We start from the raw sequence: 15,036 nt of genomic DNA, 5'->3' as shown, positions 1-15,036 counted from the left end.
GAGTTTTTGGGCAGGTACGGGGACCTGCACGGGCTTTAGAGCTGCCCAAAAACTCCAGGGGATGGAAGGGGTTAGCTGGTGCGCTTGGTGGGGGCGACCACCTTGATGACGGCAGAGTCATCGGCGGCGGCGAGGCCCTGGGCCTGGCCCAGGAGGTAGAGCTGCTCGGCGGCCGCGGCAACGGGGGCTGCCAGGCCGGCCGCGCGGGTGGCCTTGCCCACGATGCCCATGTCCTTGACGAAGATGTCCAGGCGGGACAGGACCTCCGCGCCTTCCTCGTTGTAGGCCTCCAGGATGCGGGGGCCTCGGTTGGACAGCATGAAGGAGCCGGCGGCACCTGCTTCAAGGGCGGCGAGGGTCTTGGCCTGGTCCAGCCCCAGCGCGTCGGCCAGGGCGAGAGCCTCGGCTGCCGCGGCGATGTGGACGCCGCAGAGGAGCTGGTTGACGGTTTTGAGGGCCTGGCCGTCGCCGGGCTTGTCACCCACCACGGTCAGGGTGGAGGCGAGCAGTTCCAGGGCGGGCGCGGCCTTTTTGCGGGCTTCGGGGGAAGCGCCGACGACGATCAGCAGGTCACCTTCGCCGGCGCGCTTGGGCCCGCCGGACAGCGGTGCGTCCACGAGGTCCACGCCGTATTCGGCCAGCTTCTCCACGGTGGCGGGGATGGCCTCGGTGCCGACGGTGCTGCCGAGGATGACGACCGCGCCCGGCTCCAGCACGGAAGCCACGCCGCTTTCGCCGAAGAGAACTTCGTTGAGCTGCTCGCCGTTGCGGACGGCCAGGAGCACTGCGTCCGCACCCTTGGCGGCTTCACGGGCTGAGGCGAAGGTGGTGATACCGGCTTCTTCAGCGAGCTTCAGTCGGGGTTCGGCGATGTCGAAGCCGTGGACGGTCAGCTGGGAGGCGAGGCGGGTGGCCATGGGCAGGCCCATGGCGCCAAGGCCCAGGACGGTTACGGTGTAGTTGCTGGTCATGGTGTTCTCCATTGAATTTCCGGGGGATTTCAGAAGGTGCTGCTGAGCTTGCGGGTGACGTCGGCGAGGGACTGGTCATCACCCACGTTGCCGGCGAAGACGATGTACGGGATGCCCTTGGCCGGCCCGTCCACCGGCTCCCACAGGCTCACGATGCCGGGCAGCATGGGGCCACGGACAATGGCGTGGCGGATTTCCAGGCCATGCGCGGCCACGTCGGAGGACGTGATGCCGCCCTTGGCGATGACGAACCGCGGCGGGAAGGTCTTGAGGGTCCGGTTCACCACGGCGACGACGGCGGCGGACACGGTGCGGGCGATCCGCAGGCTTTCGGCGGGGTCGTCCGTCTTGATGAGCAGGCGGCTGGTATGGACGATGACGTCGCCGGCGCGGAGGGCCTCGACGACGGTGTCCACCGTCTGGTCCAGGTGGGCGTCTGCTTCTTCCCGGGCACCCAGGAGCTTCTCGACGTCGATCTCCACGATGCGGGCGGCGCTGTGCTGTTCCGTCAGTGCTTTGAGCTGGCGGGTGGTGACGCCAACATGGGATCCAACCACGATGAGTCCGCCGGCCTCGGACGGGGTGTTTCCGGCGTAGGCCTCGGCGCCGGTCAGTTCTGTGCGGATTTCCTGGCCGATGCGGGCACGCCCGAAGGGCGGGCCCACCCGGTAGAGGAGTTTCTTGCCGCGGCGTTCAGCTTCTTCCAAGCCCAAAGACAGGGCGCGCAGGTCATTCTCTGTGACGATGTCGGCCACGATCGGGGTGGAGTCGGTGGCGGCCCCGATGGCGTCGGCGATCGCGTCCGCGCTGATCTTCGCGCTGTCAGCCGGGTTTTGGACCGCCGCGCCGGCACGGATGATGTTGAGGTCCAGCACGATGACGGAGTCAGCGGCAAATCGGCCGCGGGACTTTTCGGCAACGTAGTCAGCCATCACCGAAGTAGTGAAGCCGAAAGTGGCATCCTTGGCGAACTCGGTCTCGGAGACGGGGGTCAGCGTGCCGGCAGCTTCGCCCGTGCCGCGCATGTAGTGGACGCCGCCGATGGTGACCCGGCCGGCGTCGGGGAAGGCAGGGACCAGGACAACGCCGTCAGTCTTTTCTCCGCTGACATCGGCCACGGTTGCGGCGATGACGTCCGGTTCCAAGGGGTAGTGGCCTCGGAGGGTGGAATCGCTGCGGCTGACAAAGCCGAGGCGCAGGTCGCTTGCGGATCCGGCTGCGGCGAGGGCGTTGCGGACCACCTCTTCGTTCCGCGCAGCGGCTTCGGCAGGATCGAGGCTTCGCGTGTTGGTCAGGACGTAGACGGCGGGCTTGGACTGGCCGAAAGCCCAAATGAAGTCTTCGACGTCCCAGCGGGTGAGCACGGGCAGGTCTGCCACGGACTGCGTTCCGGTGGGGTCATCGTCGAGCACTACCAGGACACGCGGGATCTCCGCGTTGGAAGCGGCCAGGGTGCTGGCCACCAGTTCGGCGGGAATCCGGACTTCGGCCGGGTAGGCGGCCAGAACGTCTGCTTCAAGCGTCACAGTGCACTCCATTGTGAATTGAATCCGAAAGGATCCCGAGTTACGGGAAGTGTAAGATGTCTGACATCTTTCGTTGGACTGCCAGTGTGGCACAACACATAAAGACGCGCAAGTAGACTTGTCAGACATATCTGACGACGGCAGTGACGGGGGCAGCATGGCAAGGCAATCGCTGGTGGGCGAGGTCGCGGATGAGCTCCTTGACCGCATCATTGCGGGTGAATTCCCGCCCGGCGCCACTGTTCCGGGAGAGCATGAGCTGAGCGCCCGGCACGAGGTCAGCCGGATGACCGTGCGCGAAGCCATGAAGACGCTCCAGGCCCAGCGAATCCTCAGTGTTGAGCGCGGCCGCGGCACCTTCGTCAATCCCCTCAGCCGCTGGACGTCGCTGGAAGCGGTACTCCGGGCAGCTTCCGAAGGGCGGAATGAGGCTGAGGCTTCCATTCAGCTCATTGAACTGCGCCGGATGCTTGAAACCGGGGCGTGTGAACTGGCGGCAACACGTATTTCCGGGCAGGACATCGAGACCCTCTTTGCCCATGTGGCTGCCATGAGCACCGCCCACGAGGTCAACGACGTCGCCGCCTTCGTGGAGGCTGACCTCGCCTTCCACGACGTCATCCTCCACGCTTCCGGCAACGTTTTTGTGTCCGTGCTGTTCGAGCCGCTGCACCGGGTCCTGGAGAAGCGGCGCACGGAAACATCCGCTGTTCCGGCAATCCAGGAACACGCCATCCGGCACCATCAGGCCATTGCAGAGGCGCTGCAGTCGAAGGATTCCTCCAGGGCACGCGAGGCTATGGACGCGCATATGCAGCAGACACTGGATGACCTGAAGAACCTGGTGCTCGAGGGAAAGTAGCCCATGTTCAGGCGCGCCGGGCAGACGGAACATCCGCATAAGGGCTGGTCAAGGCTCCGCGGATGCCACTAGTCTTCAAGGACCGCCCGCAACCGGGAGCACTTGATCACGAGGAGCGAAGTTGGCCAATCACACGTACAGCATTTCCGAAATCGTCGGCACATCGGACCAGGGTGTGGACGACGCAGTCCGCAACGGAATCACCAAGGCGTCCCAGACCCTCCGCAACCTTGACTGGTTTGAGGTCAAGGAGATCCGCGGTCACTTGGAAGAGGGCAAGGTGGCTGACTGGCAGGTCACCATGAAGATCGGCTTCCGCCTCGAAGAACACTGATTTACGCCAGCCAGGCTGGCCCGCAGTAAACGCCGCAACGAACGCCGCAACGAACGCCGCAACGAAGGTTGCTGGAACGTTTACTGCGGGCCATTTGGCTTTAACTAGTTCGCGGACACCGCACCCGTCTGGCGTCGGCGCCAGACCGTGGGAGCGCCGTCGAACGCGGGAAATACGTTGCCTTCAAAGAAGGACAAAACGGTGTGCGGATCATGGTCCGGGCTCCAGAGGCCGGACGCCGGGCAGTGTGAGCCGGTAACGGTGGAGGGAGTGCCGGCGGCGGCAGCCTGGCGTTCCTTCAGCAGGGCGATGCGTTTCATCGTTGAGACCATCCTTGGTGGAGAAAGCGTGTTACTCCAGCCTAGGAACAGCGCAGTCCGTTCCCAATGGGCTCATGGCCAGAAAGCAGGGCCGCGACTGGCCAAGAGTACAATCTCCCCGCCGCGGCGCTACTCCACTGCCTCCGCGGTTGCCGCAGCGGCACTCCCCCGCTCCGATGCAGGCTCAGCCGCCCCAAGGCTCCCCAGCAGTGCAAGAGCGTCGGCTGACGGCGACCCTGCCCGCGCGGAATATACCCTGAGCGTCTGGTCGGGACCATCAGGAAGGGCCAGGTTCTCAAAGTTCAGTTCCAGGTCTCCGACGGCGGCATGATGCAGCCGCACGCTGCCCGCCGACCGGGTGGCCACGCGGTGACCTGCCCACCACTGTCTGAACTGCTCACTGTGGACCGCGAGCTCACCCACCAACTGGTTGGCCTGGGCGTCGTTGGGGTGCCTGCCAACGTCGAGCCGCAGTGCACCCGCCGCTTCCGCGGCGACAGTTTTCCAGTCCCGGAAAAGCTCGCGGGCGGCAGGATCAAGAATGATCCAGCGCGCCAGGTTCCGTTCGCTTGCCGGCAGGGCAGGGAAATCGGCAAACAGCAGGAAGGCCATCCTGTTTCCCGCCAGAACATCACTTCGCCGTCCCAGCACCAGGGCCGGCACGTCGCCCATTGCATCAAGGAGCTGCCGGAGCGCAGGGCGAACGCCCTGTGCCGCAGGGACATTGGACCGAGCAGTCCCGGCGCAGTGCTCCAGCAGGTCCATCATGTGCTCATGCTCGCTGCTGCTGAGCCGGAGCGCCCGGGACACCGCTTCCAGCACCGTGCGTGAAGGATGGATGTTCCTGCCCTGCTCCAGGCGGACGTAGTAGTCGGTGCTGACCCCTGCCAGCCGGGCCACTTCCTCCCGGCGCAGACCCGGAACCCGGCGGGCGCCGGACGTGGGCCCCGCGCCGGCGTCCTCGGGACTCAGCCGGGACCGCATTGCCTTGAGGAATTTCCCGAACTCGGCGCTTTGACCCATGGAAAACATTGTGCCCCGTATCCCGGGTCTGTTGTACAAGGAAGGTAGGACTGGCAGTCCTAGGAAAAACAGGATCAGGCAGGGCTGCTGACTTGCGGGCCAAAAATGCATACGCTCGATACCGAGCCAGCGGAAACCGCTTTCTCGCGTCGAGCCACCGGCACCCACCCTGCACCCATTGAGGAGCCCCTTATGTCAGAGCTGACACTCAACAACGGCGTCACCATCCCACAGCTTGGTTTCGGTGTTTTCCAAGTACCTCCGGAGGACACCCAGCGCGCCGTGGAAGACGCCTTCGAAGCGGGATACCGCCACATCGACACAGCAGCGGCCTACCGCAACGAGGAAGGCGTGGGAGCTGCGATCGCCGCTACCGGCATTCCCCGCGAGGACATTTTCGTTACCACCAAACTTCGGAACGGGGAACAGGACCGGGCCCAGGAAGCGTTCCAGAACAGCCGTAAAGCGCTGGGGCTGGACTATGTGGACCTGTACCTCATCCACTGGCCGGTACCCTCCCAGGACCTGTACGTGCAGGCCTGGAAGGAAATGGAGCGGCTGTACGAGAACAACCAGATCAGGGCCATCGGCGTTTCCAACTTCCTGGCTGAGCACCTGGATAACCTGCTGGAGTCGGCCGAAATCGTGCCGGCAGTGAATCAGATCGAACTGCACCCCAGCTACCAGCAGGCAGAGCTGGCAGCAAAGTGCCGGGGCCTGGGCATCGAGGTGGAGGCCTACAGCCCCCTGGGACGGGGCGCCGACTTGAACGGCAATGCGGTGACTGCCATCGCCGACGCCCACAACGCCAGCACCGCGCAGGTGGTACTCGCCTGGCACCTGGCGGCCGGAAACATCGTTATCCCCAAGTCCATCGACGCCGGCCGGATCCGCGAAAACTTCGCAGCCTCATCCCTCACCCTCTCGAACGAGGAGCTTGCCGCCATCACCGCACTTGAGTCAGGGGCCCGCCAGGGGTCCGATCCCGCCGTCGCAGCCTTTACCCAGATGTAGGTTCCGGCAGGCCCAACCACGAAAGGATCCAGCAATGCAGTACACGCACCTGGGCCGTTCCGGCCTGAAAGTTTCCCGCCTCTGCCTCGGAACCATGAACTTTGGCCCCCAGACGAAGGAAGCCGACGCCCACTCCATCATGGACTCGGCGCACGAGCAGGGCATTAACTTCTTCGACACAGCCAACGTCTACGGCGGCGCAGGCCACCGCGGCTGGACCGAGGAGATAATCGGCCGCTGGTTCGCCAAGGGCGGCGAGCGCCGTGAGCACACGGTGGTGGCCACCAAGCTCTACGGGACCATGACGGACCGGCCGAACGAATCCAGGCTGTCAGCGCTGAACATCCGCCGCGCGCTGGACGCGAGCCTGAAGCGCCTGCAGACGGACTACATCGACATCTACCAGTTCCACCACATTGACCGGGACACCCCCTGGGACGAGATCTGGCAGGCCATCGAGGTGGCCGTGCAGCAGGGCAAAATCCTGTACTCCGGCAGCAGCAACTTCGCCGGCTGGCACATCGCGCAGGCGCAGGAGGCAGCCCGGCGCCGCAACTACACCGGCCTGGTCAGCGAGCAGTCCATCTACAACCTGTTCATGCGGCAGGTGGAACTGGAAGTGATCCCGGCCGCCCAGCAGTACGGGCTGGGGCTTATCCCGTGGTCACCGCTTCAGGGCGGGCTTCTGGGCGGGGTGCTGAAGAAAGAGCGCGACGGCGTCCGGCGCACGGAGGGCCGGGCGGCGGAGACGCTGAAGAAGCACGAAGACCAAATCCGGCAGTACGAGGACTTTGCCGATGAACTGGGGCAGGAACCCGGCGACATTGCCCTCGCCTGGCTCCTGCACCAGCCAGCTGTGACGGCACCCATCGTGGGGCCGCGCACCCAGGAACAGCTCGACGCCGCGGTGCGGGCTTTGGACGTCACGCTCGGCGCCGATGCGCTGAAGCGGTTGGATGACATCTTCCCCGGCCACAAGACGGCACCGGAAGACTACGCGTGGTGAACCCATTGGCCGCCCCTGATGCCGGGACGGTCGCGCCGAGGAGCATCCTCTTCATCGGCGGCACCGGAGTCATCAGCGCGGCGGCGGCGGAACGCGCCGTCGCGCTGGGCCACCGGCTGACCATGCTCAACCGGGGCCGGTCCGGCAGGCCGGTCCCGGGCGGAGCGGAAGTCCTCACTGCCGACGTACGGGACGCCTCTGCCGTCCGCGCGGCGCTGGCCGGGCGTGAGTTCGACTCAGTCGCGGACTTCATCACCTACACACCGGATCACGCCAAGGCCAGCCTGGACCTCTTCGCGGGCCGGACGGGCCAGTATGTGTTCATCAGCTCCGCCTCCGCCTACCAGAAGCCGCCAACGCAGTTGCCGATCCGGGAATCCACCCCGCTGAAAAACCCGTTCTGGCAATACTCACGGGACAAGATTGCCTGTGAGGAACTGTTCTACGAGGCCTACCGCGAGCAGGACTTCCCGCTCACCGTAGTGCGCCCGTCGCACACCTATGACCGCACCAAGATCGCCATGGTGGGCGGCTGGACGGACATTCACCGCATGCGCGCCGGCCTGCCTGTGCTGGTACACGGAGACGGCACATCACTCTGGACACTGACGCACAGCAAGGACTTCGCCAAGGCTTTCGTGGGGCTGCTCGGCAGACCCCAGGCCGTGGGTGAAAGCTACACCATCACCTCCGACGAGTACCTGCCGTGGAACCAGATCTATCGCCTGTTTGCGCGGGCAGCCGGTGTCCGCGAGCCCGAGCTGGTCCACGTGGCATCCGAGACCATTGCAGCCCACAACACAGAGCTCGGGGCAAACCTGCTGGGCGACCGCTCCCACTCAGTGGTCTTCGACAACGCCAAGATCAAGTCGCTGGTTCCGGACTACTGCGCAACCGTCCCGTTCGCCGACGGGGCCCGCGAAATTGTGCAGTGGTACGACGCCAACCCTGGACTTCAGGTGGTGAACCAGCAGTTCATGGAGCTGAGCGACCGATTGACGGAGCGGGCCCGCCCCCGCACCTCCTGAACCAGCGCCTGCTGAAGATATCACCGACCAACCAGCCCGCCGTGGTGCAGCCGATCAACAGGCTGCCACCGCGGCGGGCTATCGGTGTTTCCTGACGTTTCTACAACGTTCCAGGTACCTTCTTTTCGTCCCGCCCGCAAGGCTTGTTTTCTGCACTCTCCCCCCGCTACGTTGTCGGGAAATCGTTTTCCCATTTCTGATTGAAAGGATTCACTGATGAATCCGAGGAGTACTCCCGTGCGCCTTCTGTCCGTCGCCGCCGTCGGCCTTGCACTTACCGTGGGCTGCCTCGTCACCCCTGCTACCGCCGTCGAACGTTCTCCCAAGCCCGGCGCCGCCGGCGTCCAATTGGACCACCTGGACCGCGGCCTGGTGGCCGCAAAGACGTCGGAGGGCGTCTTCCTGAGCTGGCGGCTCCTGGGCCACGAAGCGTCCGGCTCCTCCGCCACCGGGCTCACCGGCACGGATTTCAACGTGTACCGCGACGGGCAGAAGCTGGGGACGGTCACTGACAGCACCAACTTCCTGGATGCTTCCGGGACCGCCGCGTCGCAGTACCAGGTGCGCGCCGTCGTCGAAGGCGCTGAAGTGGACTCCAGTGCCACCACCACCTCCTGGGGCGGCAACTTCAAGGACATCCCGCTGAAGAAGCCGGCCGACGGCGTGACTCCTGCCGGGCAGGCATACAGCTACAACGCAAACGACGCATCCGTGGGAGACGTCGACGGCGACGGCCAGTACGAGTTCATCGTCAAGTGGGACCCGAACAACTCCAAGGACGTTTCGCAGGTGGGCTACACGGGCAACACCTACGTGGACACCTACAAGGCTGACGGGACCCTGCGCCACCGGATCGACCTTGGCGTCAACATCCGCTCCGGCGCGCACTACACACAACTCCTGGTGAACGATTTCGACGGCGACGGCCGGGCCGAGCTGATGATGAAAACAGCTCCGGGAAGCAAGAGCACCAGCTACACCCCGGACGGGCAGGTTGCCTCCGAACGCTTTATCTCGCTGCTGCAGTCCGACATCGACGCCGGCTACTCCAACTCCGACGACTACCGGATGAGCGCCGCCGACTACTACCAGCACATCGTGAAGATGTTCCAGGACTGGAGTTCGCATCCTGAGGTGAAGGCCGGCAACTGGCCCGCCACCCTGGAGCAAGCCTTCGGGATCGCGCCCCAGTACCAGTACCCGCTGTCCCGTACGGACGCCGAAGCGCTCGCCAACCACTTCATGGACGTTTACGCCCCGTCCCGCAGCGCACGGAACAACCTGCGGGCATTCGAGGGCTTCATCGTCTCCGGCCCCGAATACCTGACGGTGTTCGAAGGCGCCTCCGGCAAGGAACTCCAGACCGTCGCCTACAAGCCAGCAGGCACGACGACGGCCTCATGTGGGGCGATTACGCCATGGCCCGCATCGAGCCGGGTAACCGCGTGGACAGGTTCCTGGCCGGCGTCGCCTACCTGGACGGCAAGAAGCCCGCCGCAGTGTTCGCCCGCGGCTACTACACCCGCACCACCATGGCCAGCTACACCTGGGACGGCACCCGCCTCTCCCCCGTCTGGAACATCGATTCCGGCTGGACGCCCATGACCAACCCCTTCAACGATTCGCCGCACGGCCGTGACGGCACCGATCCCGAGTACGGCAGGCTCACGACGCAGGGCTTCCACTCCCTCAGCGCGTCGGACGTGGACGGCGACGGCAAGCAGGAGATTGTCTACGGCTCCGCCACCATCGACGACGACGGATCAGTGCTCTACAGCTCATTCGACACATTGCCTGCCGGCAGCGCGGCACCTGGCACCGAGGCGCGGCTGGGACACGGCGACGCCATGCACGTCACGGACATCGATCCCGCCCGGCCCGGCACCAACATGAGCATCAAGTGGGCTGCCGACATGACCACGCAGCTCATCAACGGCTCAAGGGAGCAGACGCCCAGCATCGACGACTGGAAGCGCGGCAGGCTCCTCACTGCGACAGGCACCCGCACCAACAACGACACCAAGGGCAACCCCAGCCTGGTGGCAGACGTAGTGGGTGACTGGCGTGAGGAAATGCTGGTGCGCACGGCTGACAGCTCGGCCCTACGGATGTTCATGAGCACCGAGGTAACCAGCCACAAGCTGTACACCCTCATGCAGGATCCGCAGTACCGCGCGGAAGTGGCCCGGCAGAACACCAGCTACAACCAGCCGTCCTACACGGACTTCTACCTGGCGTCAGACATGTACTTCGCTGACGTTCCGTTACGCGCGGCGTGGCTCCCCGGCAGCGTGAAGGCCCTGGAGCATGTACTGGAAGACCTGGTGGATTCAGGAGACGTGGCAGGGCCGGTGGCCAGCCAGCTCCGAGCGGGCATCAAGCAGGCTTCGAAGGCGGTTGCCGACGGTGACGCCGAGAAGGCAGCACAGGCCATCCATCGTTTCGTGGATTTCCTGGGCCAGCAGAAAGGCCCGGACGCCGTCTCCGACACCGCTCACGTGGCGCTGGAGCACAACGCCGGTAATATTCTGCGGGCATTTGGGAGCTAGGCCGGCCCCGCACGGGGGAGACTGTTGAAATGACACTTGCACCGCTGATCAAACTCAATGACGGTTACTCCATCCCCCAGGTGGGCCTCGGCACCTGGCCGCTGGACGACGATCAGGTGGCCACCGCCGTCGTTCTGGCCTTGGAAGCCGGCTACAGGCATATCGATACTGCCGTGAAGTATCGCAACGAGCAGGGGGTGGGCAACGGTATCCGGGCCAGCGGTGTGCCGCGTGAAGAGCTGTTCATCACCACCAAGCTGGACGGCGATTTCCAAGGAAGCGACCGGGCGGTGGAGGGCCTGCAGGGATCGCTGGAGCGGCTGGGGCTGGACTATGTGGACCTGCTGCTGATCCACTGGCCCCTGCCCGCCCGCGACGAGTACATCTCCACGTGGAAAACGTTCCAGCGGCTCCAGGCAGAGGGGAAGGTGCGCTCCATCGGCGTCTCCAACTTCAAACCGGCGCATCTGGAGCGGCTGCTGGCTGAGACGGAGGTGGTCCCGGCCGTCAACCAGATCCAGCTGACCCCTGCCGTCACCCGCATGGCCGAGCGGGAGTTCCACGAGAAGCATGGAATCGTCACGGAGTCATACAGCCCGCTGGGAGGATCCGGCGCCGCCCTGCTCAGCGCCCCCATTCTGTCCCAATTGGCCGAAAAACACGGCAAAACACCCGGGCAACTGGTCCTGCGGTGGCACGTACAGAACGGAATTGTAACGGTTCCGAAAACGGCCAATCCGGAGCGCATGAGGGAGAATCTGGACATCTTCGATTTCACCCTGGATCCGCAGGATCTCGCGGAACTGGCCATCTTGGACGAGGGTCCCGCGGCAGGCATCGATTCCGACGTCACTGGGCACTGAAAGACGCCTGAACTGCTCTTTTTCTCTTCGCCGGGGTTGGCAAACAGATAGTAAGCATGATTACTATTGATGCAGAAGGATGAAGTGCCGCCGGGATCCGGTGGCCTCCTTTACTTAGGAAGAGGAACGAAAAATGGGATTTATTGCATTTCTGATTCTCGGACTTATTGCTGGTGCGATCGCTAAGGCGATCCTTCCGGGCAGGCAGGGTGGCGGCTGGCTCATCACCCTCGTGCTCGGCGTCGTTGGAGCACTCCTCGGCGGCTGGATCGGTGGAATGATCTTCGGTAGCGGACTGCAGGAGTTCTTCTCGCTGCAGACGTGGCTGCTGGCCATCGGTGGCGCACTTATCGTGCTGCTGGTGTACGGCATGATCACCAAGCGCGGCGTGCGCGGCTAACTCTGCGCAAGCCAGGAAACCGGCCTGGGGACAACATCCCCGGGCCGGTTTTCACTTTCCCGGACCACTTGGCCCGGACTGGAAACCTTCTCACGGAGCAGGAGTTCAACGTGAAAAACAAGCTTCTTTTGGGTGTTGGAATTGCCGCCGGGTACGTCCTTGGATCACGGTCCGGCCGAGCTGCGTACGACAAACTCAAGGCACGGGCAGCTGGTATCTGGGACAGCAAACCCGTTCAGGACAAAGTGGCTGTTGCTACGGAAGCCATTAAGGAAAAGGCCCCCGAGGTTGCTGACCAGCTGAGCGAGGCCGCCCGCCGGGCAGGCACCGTCCTCGGCTCCGCGATGCACCGCGAGGGCTCGTCCGGGGGCAGCAAGTCTTCAACGTCCGACGACGAGACAACCGCAGGTCCCCCCGTCACCAGCACCACGGGCGGTTCAGGCGGCTTCGGCACAACCGGTACCGCCGGCACCACAGATACTCTCGGGACGTCTGCCACGCTGGGTACCACTGCTGCCGGTACCTCCGCCGCAGGGACCTCTGCTGCCGGGACCTCCGGCACGCTGAATGACGCCGGTGACCTGGGCGAGGATCACATCCCAGCCCACAGCACCCACCCCGATACGCTGAACCTGGGCACCTCTGACGAGCCTGAATCAAAGCCCTAGCAGAGGTAGAACAAATGGTGCAGGACGGCTGGGCCGCCGCTTGACAGCGGGAAAACCGTCCGCCTGTGCTACAACTGGATAGTTTTGCTGGCCGTCGCGATCCTTGGGGGACGCGGCGGCCAGCGGCGTTTCCGGCGTTCAAAGCGGATTTCGTCTACGCTCCCGTGCGTCTGTCAGCGCGAAGTGTTGCGACGCTACCCGGACGGCCAACCGGGCGTCCCGGTGAGCCCGCCAGGTGGGAGGCGACCACGACAGTGCCGTCCACTTCTTCCGAGTGGACCGTCCGGACTGCGAGCCCTGCCGAGGCCAGGAGCGAGGCAGTCCTCCCCGCCTGCTGTTGACTTGTCTCGATCAGCACGTGGCCGTCTGAAGAAAGCCAATCGGAAGCCTCAGCGGCCACCCGCCGGTGAAAATCGAGCCCGTCCGCTCCCCCGTCCAGTGCCGCGCGTGCCTCGTGGAGGCGCGCTTCCGGCGGCATGGCCCCTATCATCCCTGTGGGAACGTAGGGTGCGTTGACGGCCAGCAGGTGCACCCGGCCCCTGAGCCTGGGCGGCAGTGCCGCGAACAGGTCGCCCCGGTAAACGGTCCCGCCCAGGACGTCCACGTTTCGGTGTGCGCATTTCACGGAGACCGGGTCGATATCCGCCGCATGCAGTTCAATGTCCGGGTATTGCCTGGCAATTGCCGCGCCCACGGCCCCGGAACCGCAGCAGAGATCAACAACAATGCGTGGCGAGGAAAAGCAACTGTCCTGCAGGAGCGTCACAGCCTCACCAACCAGCAGTTCAGTCCGGCGCCGGGGCACAAAGACCCCCGGTTCCACGCACACGCGTTGGCCGAAAAATTCTGCCCAGCCAACGATGTATTCAAGGGGCAGGCCGGCCGCCCGGCGGTCCACCCATGCATCAAGAGCTGCTTGGTGCGGCGCCTCAGCCAGCAGGAGGCGTGCCTCATCTTCCGCGAAAACACAGCCGGCCGTCCGCAGCGCAGAAACAATGGCGGGAAATGCCTGGAGCTCAGGTAAGGCTTCAGGACTTGGCATGAAGTGCACCTTTCTACGAGCCGGCGTGCAATGGCGCAACCTTCAGTTGAACCGCCCTGCTACGTGCCCTGAACGGCAGTTGCAGCAGCACCACAAACACGGAAAGGGCTCGGAACCGCCTCTCACACAACAGGGTTCTCCCCGCATAGGCGCCCCTGTTCACGCGTTCAGTTCCCCGTGTTGGCGGCTTGAATTCCAATGCTAATGCGCAGTTCCTCCGCTTAAGGTCAGTTTGTTGGCAGGATGGAAACTATGACATCCCCTGGCCAGCAGGCAATTATTTGGACCGGTACCTATACGCCCGATGGAGGGGGCCGTGCCGAGGGCATTGGGGCCCTCGCCGAGCATGAGGACGGAAGCCTCGAATGGCTGGGGACCGCGGTCAAGGCAGATTCCCCGTCGTTCCTTGCCGTCCATCCCACCTTGCCCGTGGTGTACGCGGTGGCCGAGCAGCGCAAAATGGTCCGCGCCTTCCGCCGTACAGGCGACTTCGGGCTCGAACCCTTGGGAGAGCCGCAGCCTGCGGGAGATGCAACGTGTCACGTGGCCGTAGACCCGCAGGGCCGTTTTGTCACGGCAGCGTGCTGGGGAAACGGCCAGGTCCTGCTGTACGAACTGGATGCTGACGGCGCCCTGAAGAGCCGATTCCCTGCGGCACCGTCCGTGGACCCGCACGCCATTGTGAACCCCGGCGAGCCGAGGCAGAGCCGGGCGCACGCCAGCCTGATGCTGGCGGACGGCCGCGTGATGACGACCGATTTGGGCCACGACACCCTGCGCATTTGGAACTACATCCCTGGGACTGGCCTCGTAGTCGACCACGAAGTGGCCCTCCCCTTCGGCAGCGGCCCCCGCCATTTGGTGCAGCACCACAGCGGCCACGTCTTCGTGGTGTCGGAGTACTCCGTTGAAGTGTTCGTCGTCAGGCCGGAGGCGGGCACGTTCGAACTGGTCTTCCGTGGACCGGCCACCTCCGGCGGCAGCACTCCGGACGATTCCGCTGCTGAAATCTGCCTCGACGCCCAGGGCAACTACGCTTACACTGGCGTCCGCGGGTCCAACATCATCAGTGTGCTCGAGGTCGGCGGCGGCGGAACGGAGCTGATACCCGTCAAAGACTTTCCCAGCGGCGGTGACTGGCCCCGGCACCACCTGGTAAGGGAGACGTGGCTGCATGTGGCGCACGAGCGGTCGGACAACGTTGCCACTTTTGCCCTCGATCCCGCCACCGGCCTTCCCGGCCCTGTGGTTCACAGCGTACAAACACCCTCACCTACCGCGCTGGTGCCCGCCCGGTAACCTCCTCCGGACAGCGGCAGGGCTTTTGCGCGCAGCGGCCTGAGCACCGCAAAACAGTGCGAGCCCCTGGCCCTGCCAGCGTTACCTAAACACTGGAGTAATCCGGTGCAAGCGCTTACGGTTGTGAAGTG

Annotated in this window: 14 protein-coding genes and 1 pseudogene; 10 read left to right on the top strand and 5 right to left on the bottom strand. The window is 64.6% G+C overall.

The features are described 5' to 3' along the window. Window positions 1-71: 71 nt before the first annotated feature. Complete coding sequence (locus FDW81_RS02805) at window positions 72-971, bottom strand: NAD(P)-dependent oxidoreductase (protein ID WP_138132585.1); 900 nt, start codon at window positions 969-971, stop codon at window positions 72-74. A 29-nt stretch (window positions 972-1,000) separates the two neighbouring features. Beyond that, window positions 1,001-2,497 (bottom strand): four-carbon acid sugar kinase family protein, encoded by a 1,497-nt coding sequence (locus FDW81_RS02800; RefSeq protein WP_138132584.1) that lies wholly within the window; start codon window positions 2,495-2,497, stop codon window positions 1,001-1,003. A 157-nt stretch (window positions 2,498-2,654) separates the two neighbouring features. On the opposite strand from FDW81_RS02800, the gene FDW81_RS02795 reads away from it, so the two are divergent. Together FDW81_RS02795 and FDW81_RS02790 are read left to right on the top strand one after the other, a co-directional pair. Beyond that, a complete protein-coding gene (locus FDW81_RS02795) occupies window positions 2,655-3,359 on the top strand; it encodes a FadR/GntR family transcriptional regulator (RefSeq protein WP_138132646.1) in 705 nt (234 codons plus the stop codon). A 121-nt stretch (window positions 3,360-3,480) separates the two neighbouring features. Then, window positions 3,481-3,693, top strand: coding sequence for a dodecin (locus FDW81_RS02790; RefSeq protein WP_138132583.1), 213 nt, complete (start codon window positions 3,481-3,483; stop codon window positions 3,691-3,693). Between the two features lie 104 nt (window positions 3,694-3,797). Here the strand turns inward: FDW81_RS02790 and FDW81_RS02785 are convergent, their stop codons facing one another. Then, the gene (locus FDW81_RS02785) at window positions 3,798-4,013 is read right to left on the bottom strand and encodes a hypothetical protein (RefSeq protein WP_138132582.1); all 216 of its coding nucleotides are present in this window, start codon (window positions 4,011-4,013) and stop codon (window positions 3,798-3,800) included. A 129-nt stretch (window positions 4,014-4,142) separates the two neighbouring features. Then, window positions 4,143-5,036, bottom strand: a complete 894-nt coding sequence (locus FDW81_RS02780) for a helix-turn-helix domain-containing protein (RefSeq protein WP_138132581.1) — start codon at window positions 5,034-5,036, stop codon at window positions 4,143-4,145. Between the two features lie 192 nt (window positions 5,037-5,228). Here FDW81_RS02780 and FDW81_RS02775 point away from each other — a divergent pair, with 192 nt between their 5' ends. The 7 genes and pseudogenes from FDW81_RS02775 (at window position 5,229) to FDW81_RS02745 (ending at window position 12,564) form a co-directional block, all read left to right on the top strand. Continuing rightward, complete coding sequence (locus tag FDW81_RS02775) at window positions 5,229-6,050, top strand: aldo/keto reductase (protein WP_138132580.1); 822 nt, start codon at window positions 5,229-5,231, stop codon at window positions 6,048-6,050. Window positions 6,051-6,084: 34 nt separating this feature from the next. Further along, window positions 6,085-7,056 (top strand): aldo/keto reductase, encoded by a 972-nt coding sequence (locus tag FDW81_RS02770; protein WP_138132579.1) that lies wholly within the window; start codon window positions 6,085-6,087, stop codon window positions 7,054-7,056. Beyond that, window positions 7,050-8,084, top strand: a complete 1,035-nt coding sequence (locus FDW81_RS02765) for an NAD-dependent epimerase/dehydratase family protein (protein ID WP_138132578.1) — start codon at window positions 7,050-7,052, stop codon at window positions 8,082-8,084. The genes FDW81_RS02770 and FDW81_RS02765 overlap by 7 nt, the downstream gene beginning before the upstream one ends. Before the next feature lie 216 nt (window positions 8,085-8,300). Beyond that, window positions 8,301-10,633, top strand: a pseudogene (locus FDW81_RS02760) (rhamnogalacturonan lyase). A 29-nt stretch (window positions 10,634-10,662) separates the two neighbouring features. Further along, window positions 10,663-11,496 (top strand): aldo/keto reductase, encoded by an 834-nt coding sequence (locus FDW81_RS02755; RefSeq protein WP_138132577.1) that lies wholly within the window; start codon window positions 10,663-10,665, stop codon window positions 11,494-11,496. 133 nt (window positions 11,497-11,629) lie between these two features. After that, window positions 11,630-11,896 carry a GlsB/YeaQ/YmgE family stress response membrane protein gene (locus tag FDW81_RS02750; RefSeq protein ID WP_138132576.1) on the top strand — a complete coding sequence of 89 codons (267 nt, stop codon included), beginning with the start codon at window positions 11,630-11,632 and terminating at the stop codon, window positions 11,894-11,896. Between the two features lie 110 nt (window positions 11,897-12,006). Then, on the top strand, window positions 12,007-12,564 hold the full coding sequence (locus FDW81_RS02745) for a hypothetical protein (RefSeq protein WP_138132575.1): 558 nt from the start codon (window positions 12,007-12,009) through the stop codon (window positions 12,562-12,564). Window positions 12,565-12,718: 154 nt separating this feature from the next. Here the strand turns inward: FDW81_RS02745 and FDW81_RS02740 are convergent, their stop codons facing one another. Continuing rightward, window positions 12,719-13,606, bottom strand: coding sequence for a putative protein N(5)-glutamine methyltransferase (locus FDW81_RS02740; RefSeq protein ID WP_138132574.1), 888 nt, complete (start codon window positions 13,604-13,606; stop codon window positions 12,719-12,721). A 252-nt stretch (window positions 13,607-13,858) separates the two neighbouring features. Here FDW81_RS02740 and FDW81_RS02735 point away from each other — a divergent pair, with 252 nt between their 5' ends. Then, a complete protein-coding gene (locus FDW81_RS02735) occupies window positions 13,859-14,905 on the top strand; it encodes a beta-propeller fold lactonase family protein (RefSeq protein ID WP_138132573.1) in 1,047 nt (348 codons plus the stop codon). Window positions 14,906-15,036: the final 131 nt, after the last annotated feature.

The sequence above is a fragment of the Pseudarthrobacter sp. NamB4 genome, from assembly GCF_005796185.1.
Lineage (GTDB): Bacteria > Actinomycetota > Actinomycetes > Actinomycetales > Micrococcaceae > Arthrobacter.
The sequence above is the reverse complement of the archived record's forward strand: the minus strand, read 5'-3'. Positions and strand labels throughout refer to the sequence as shown.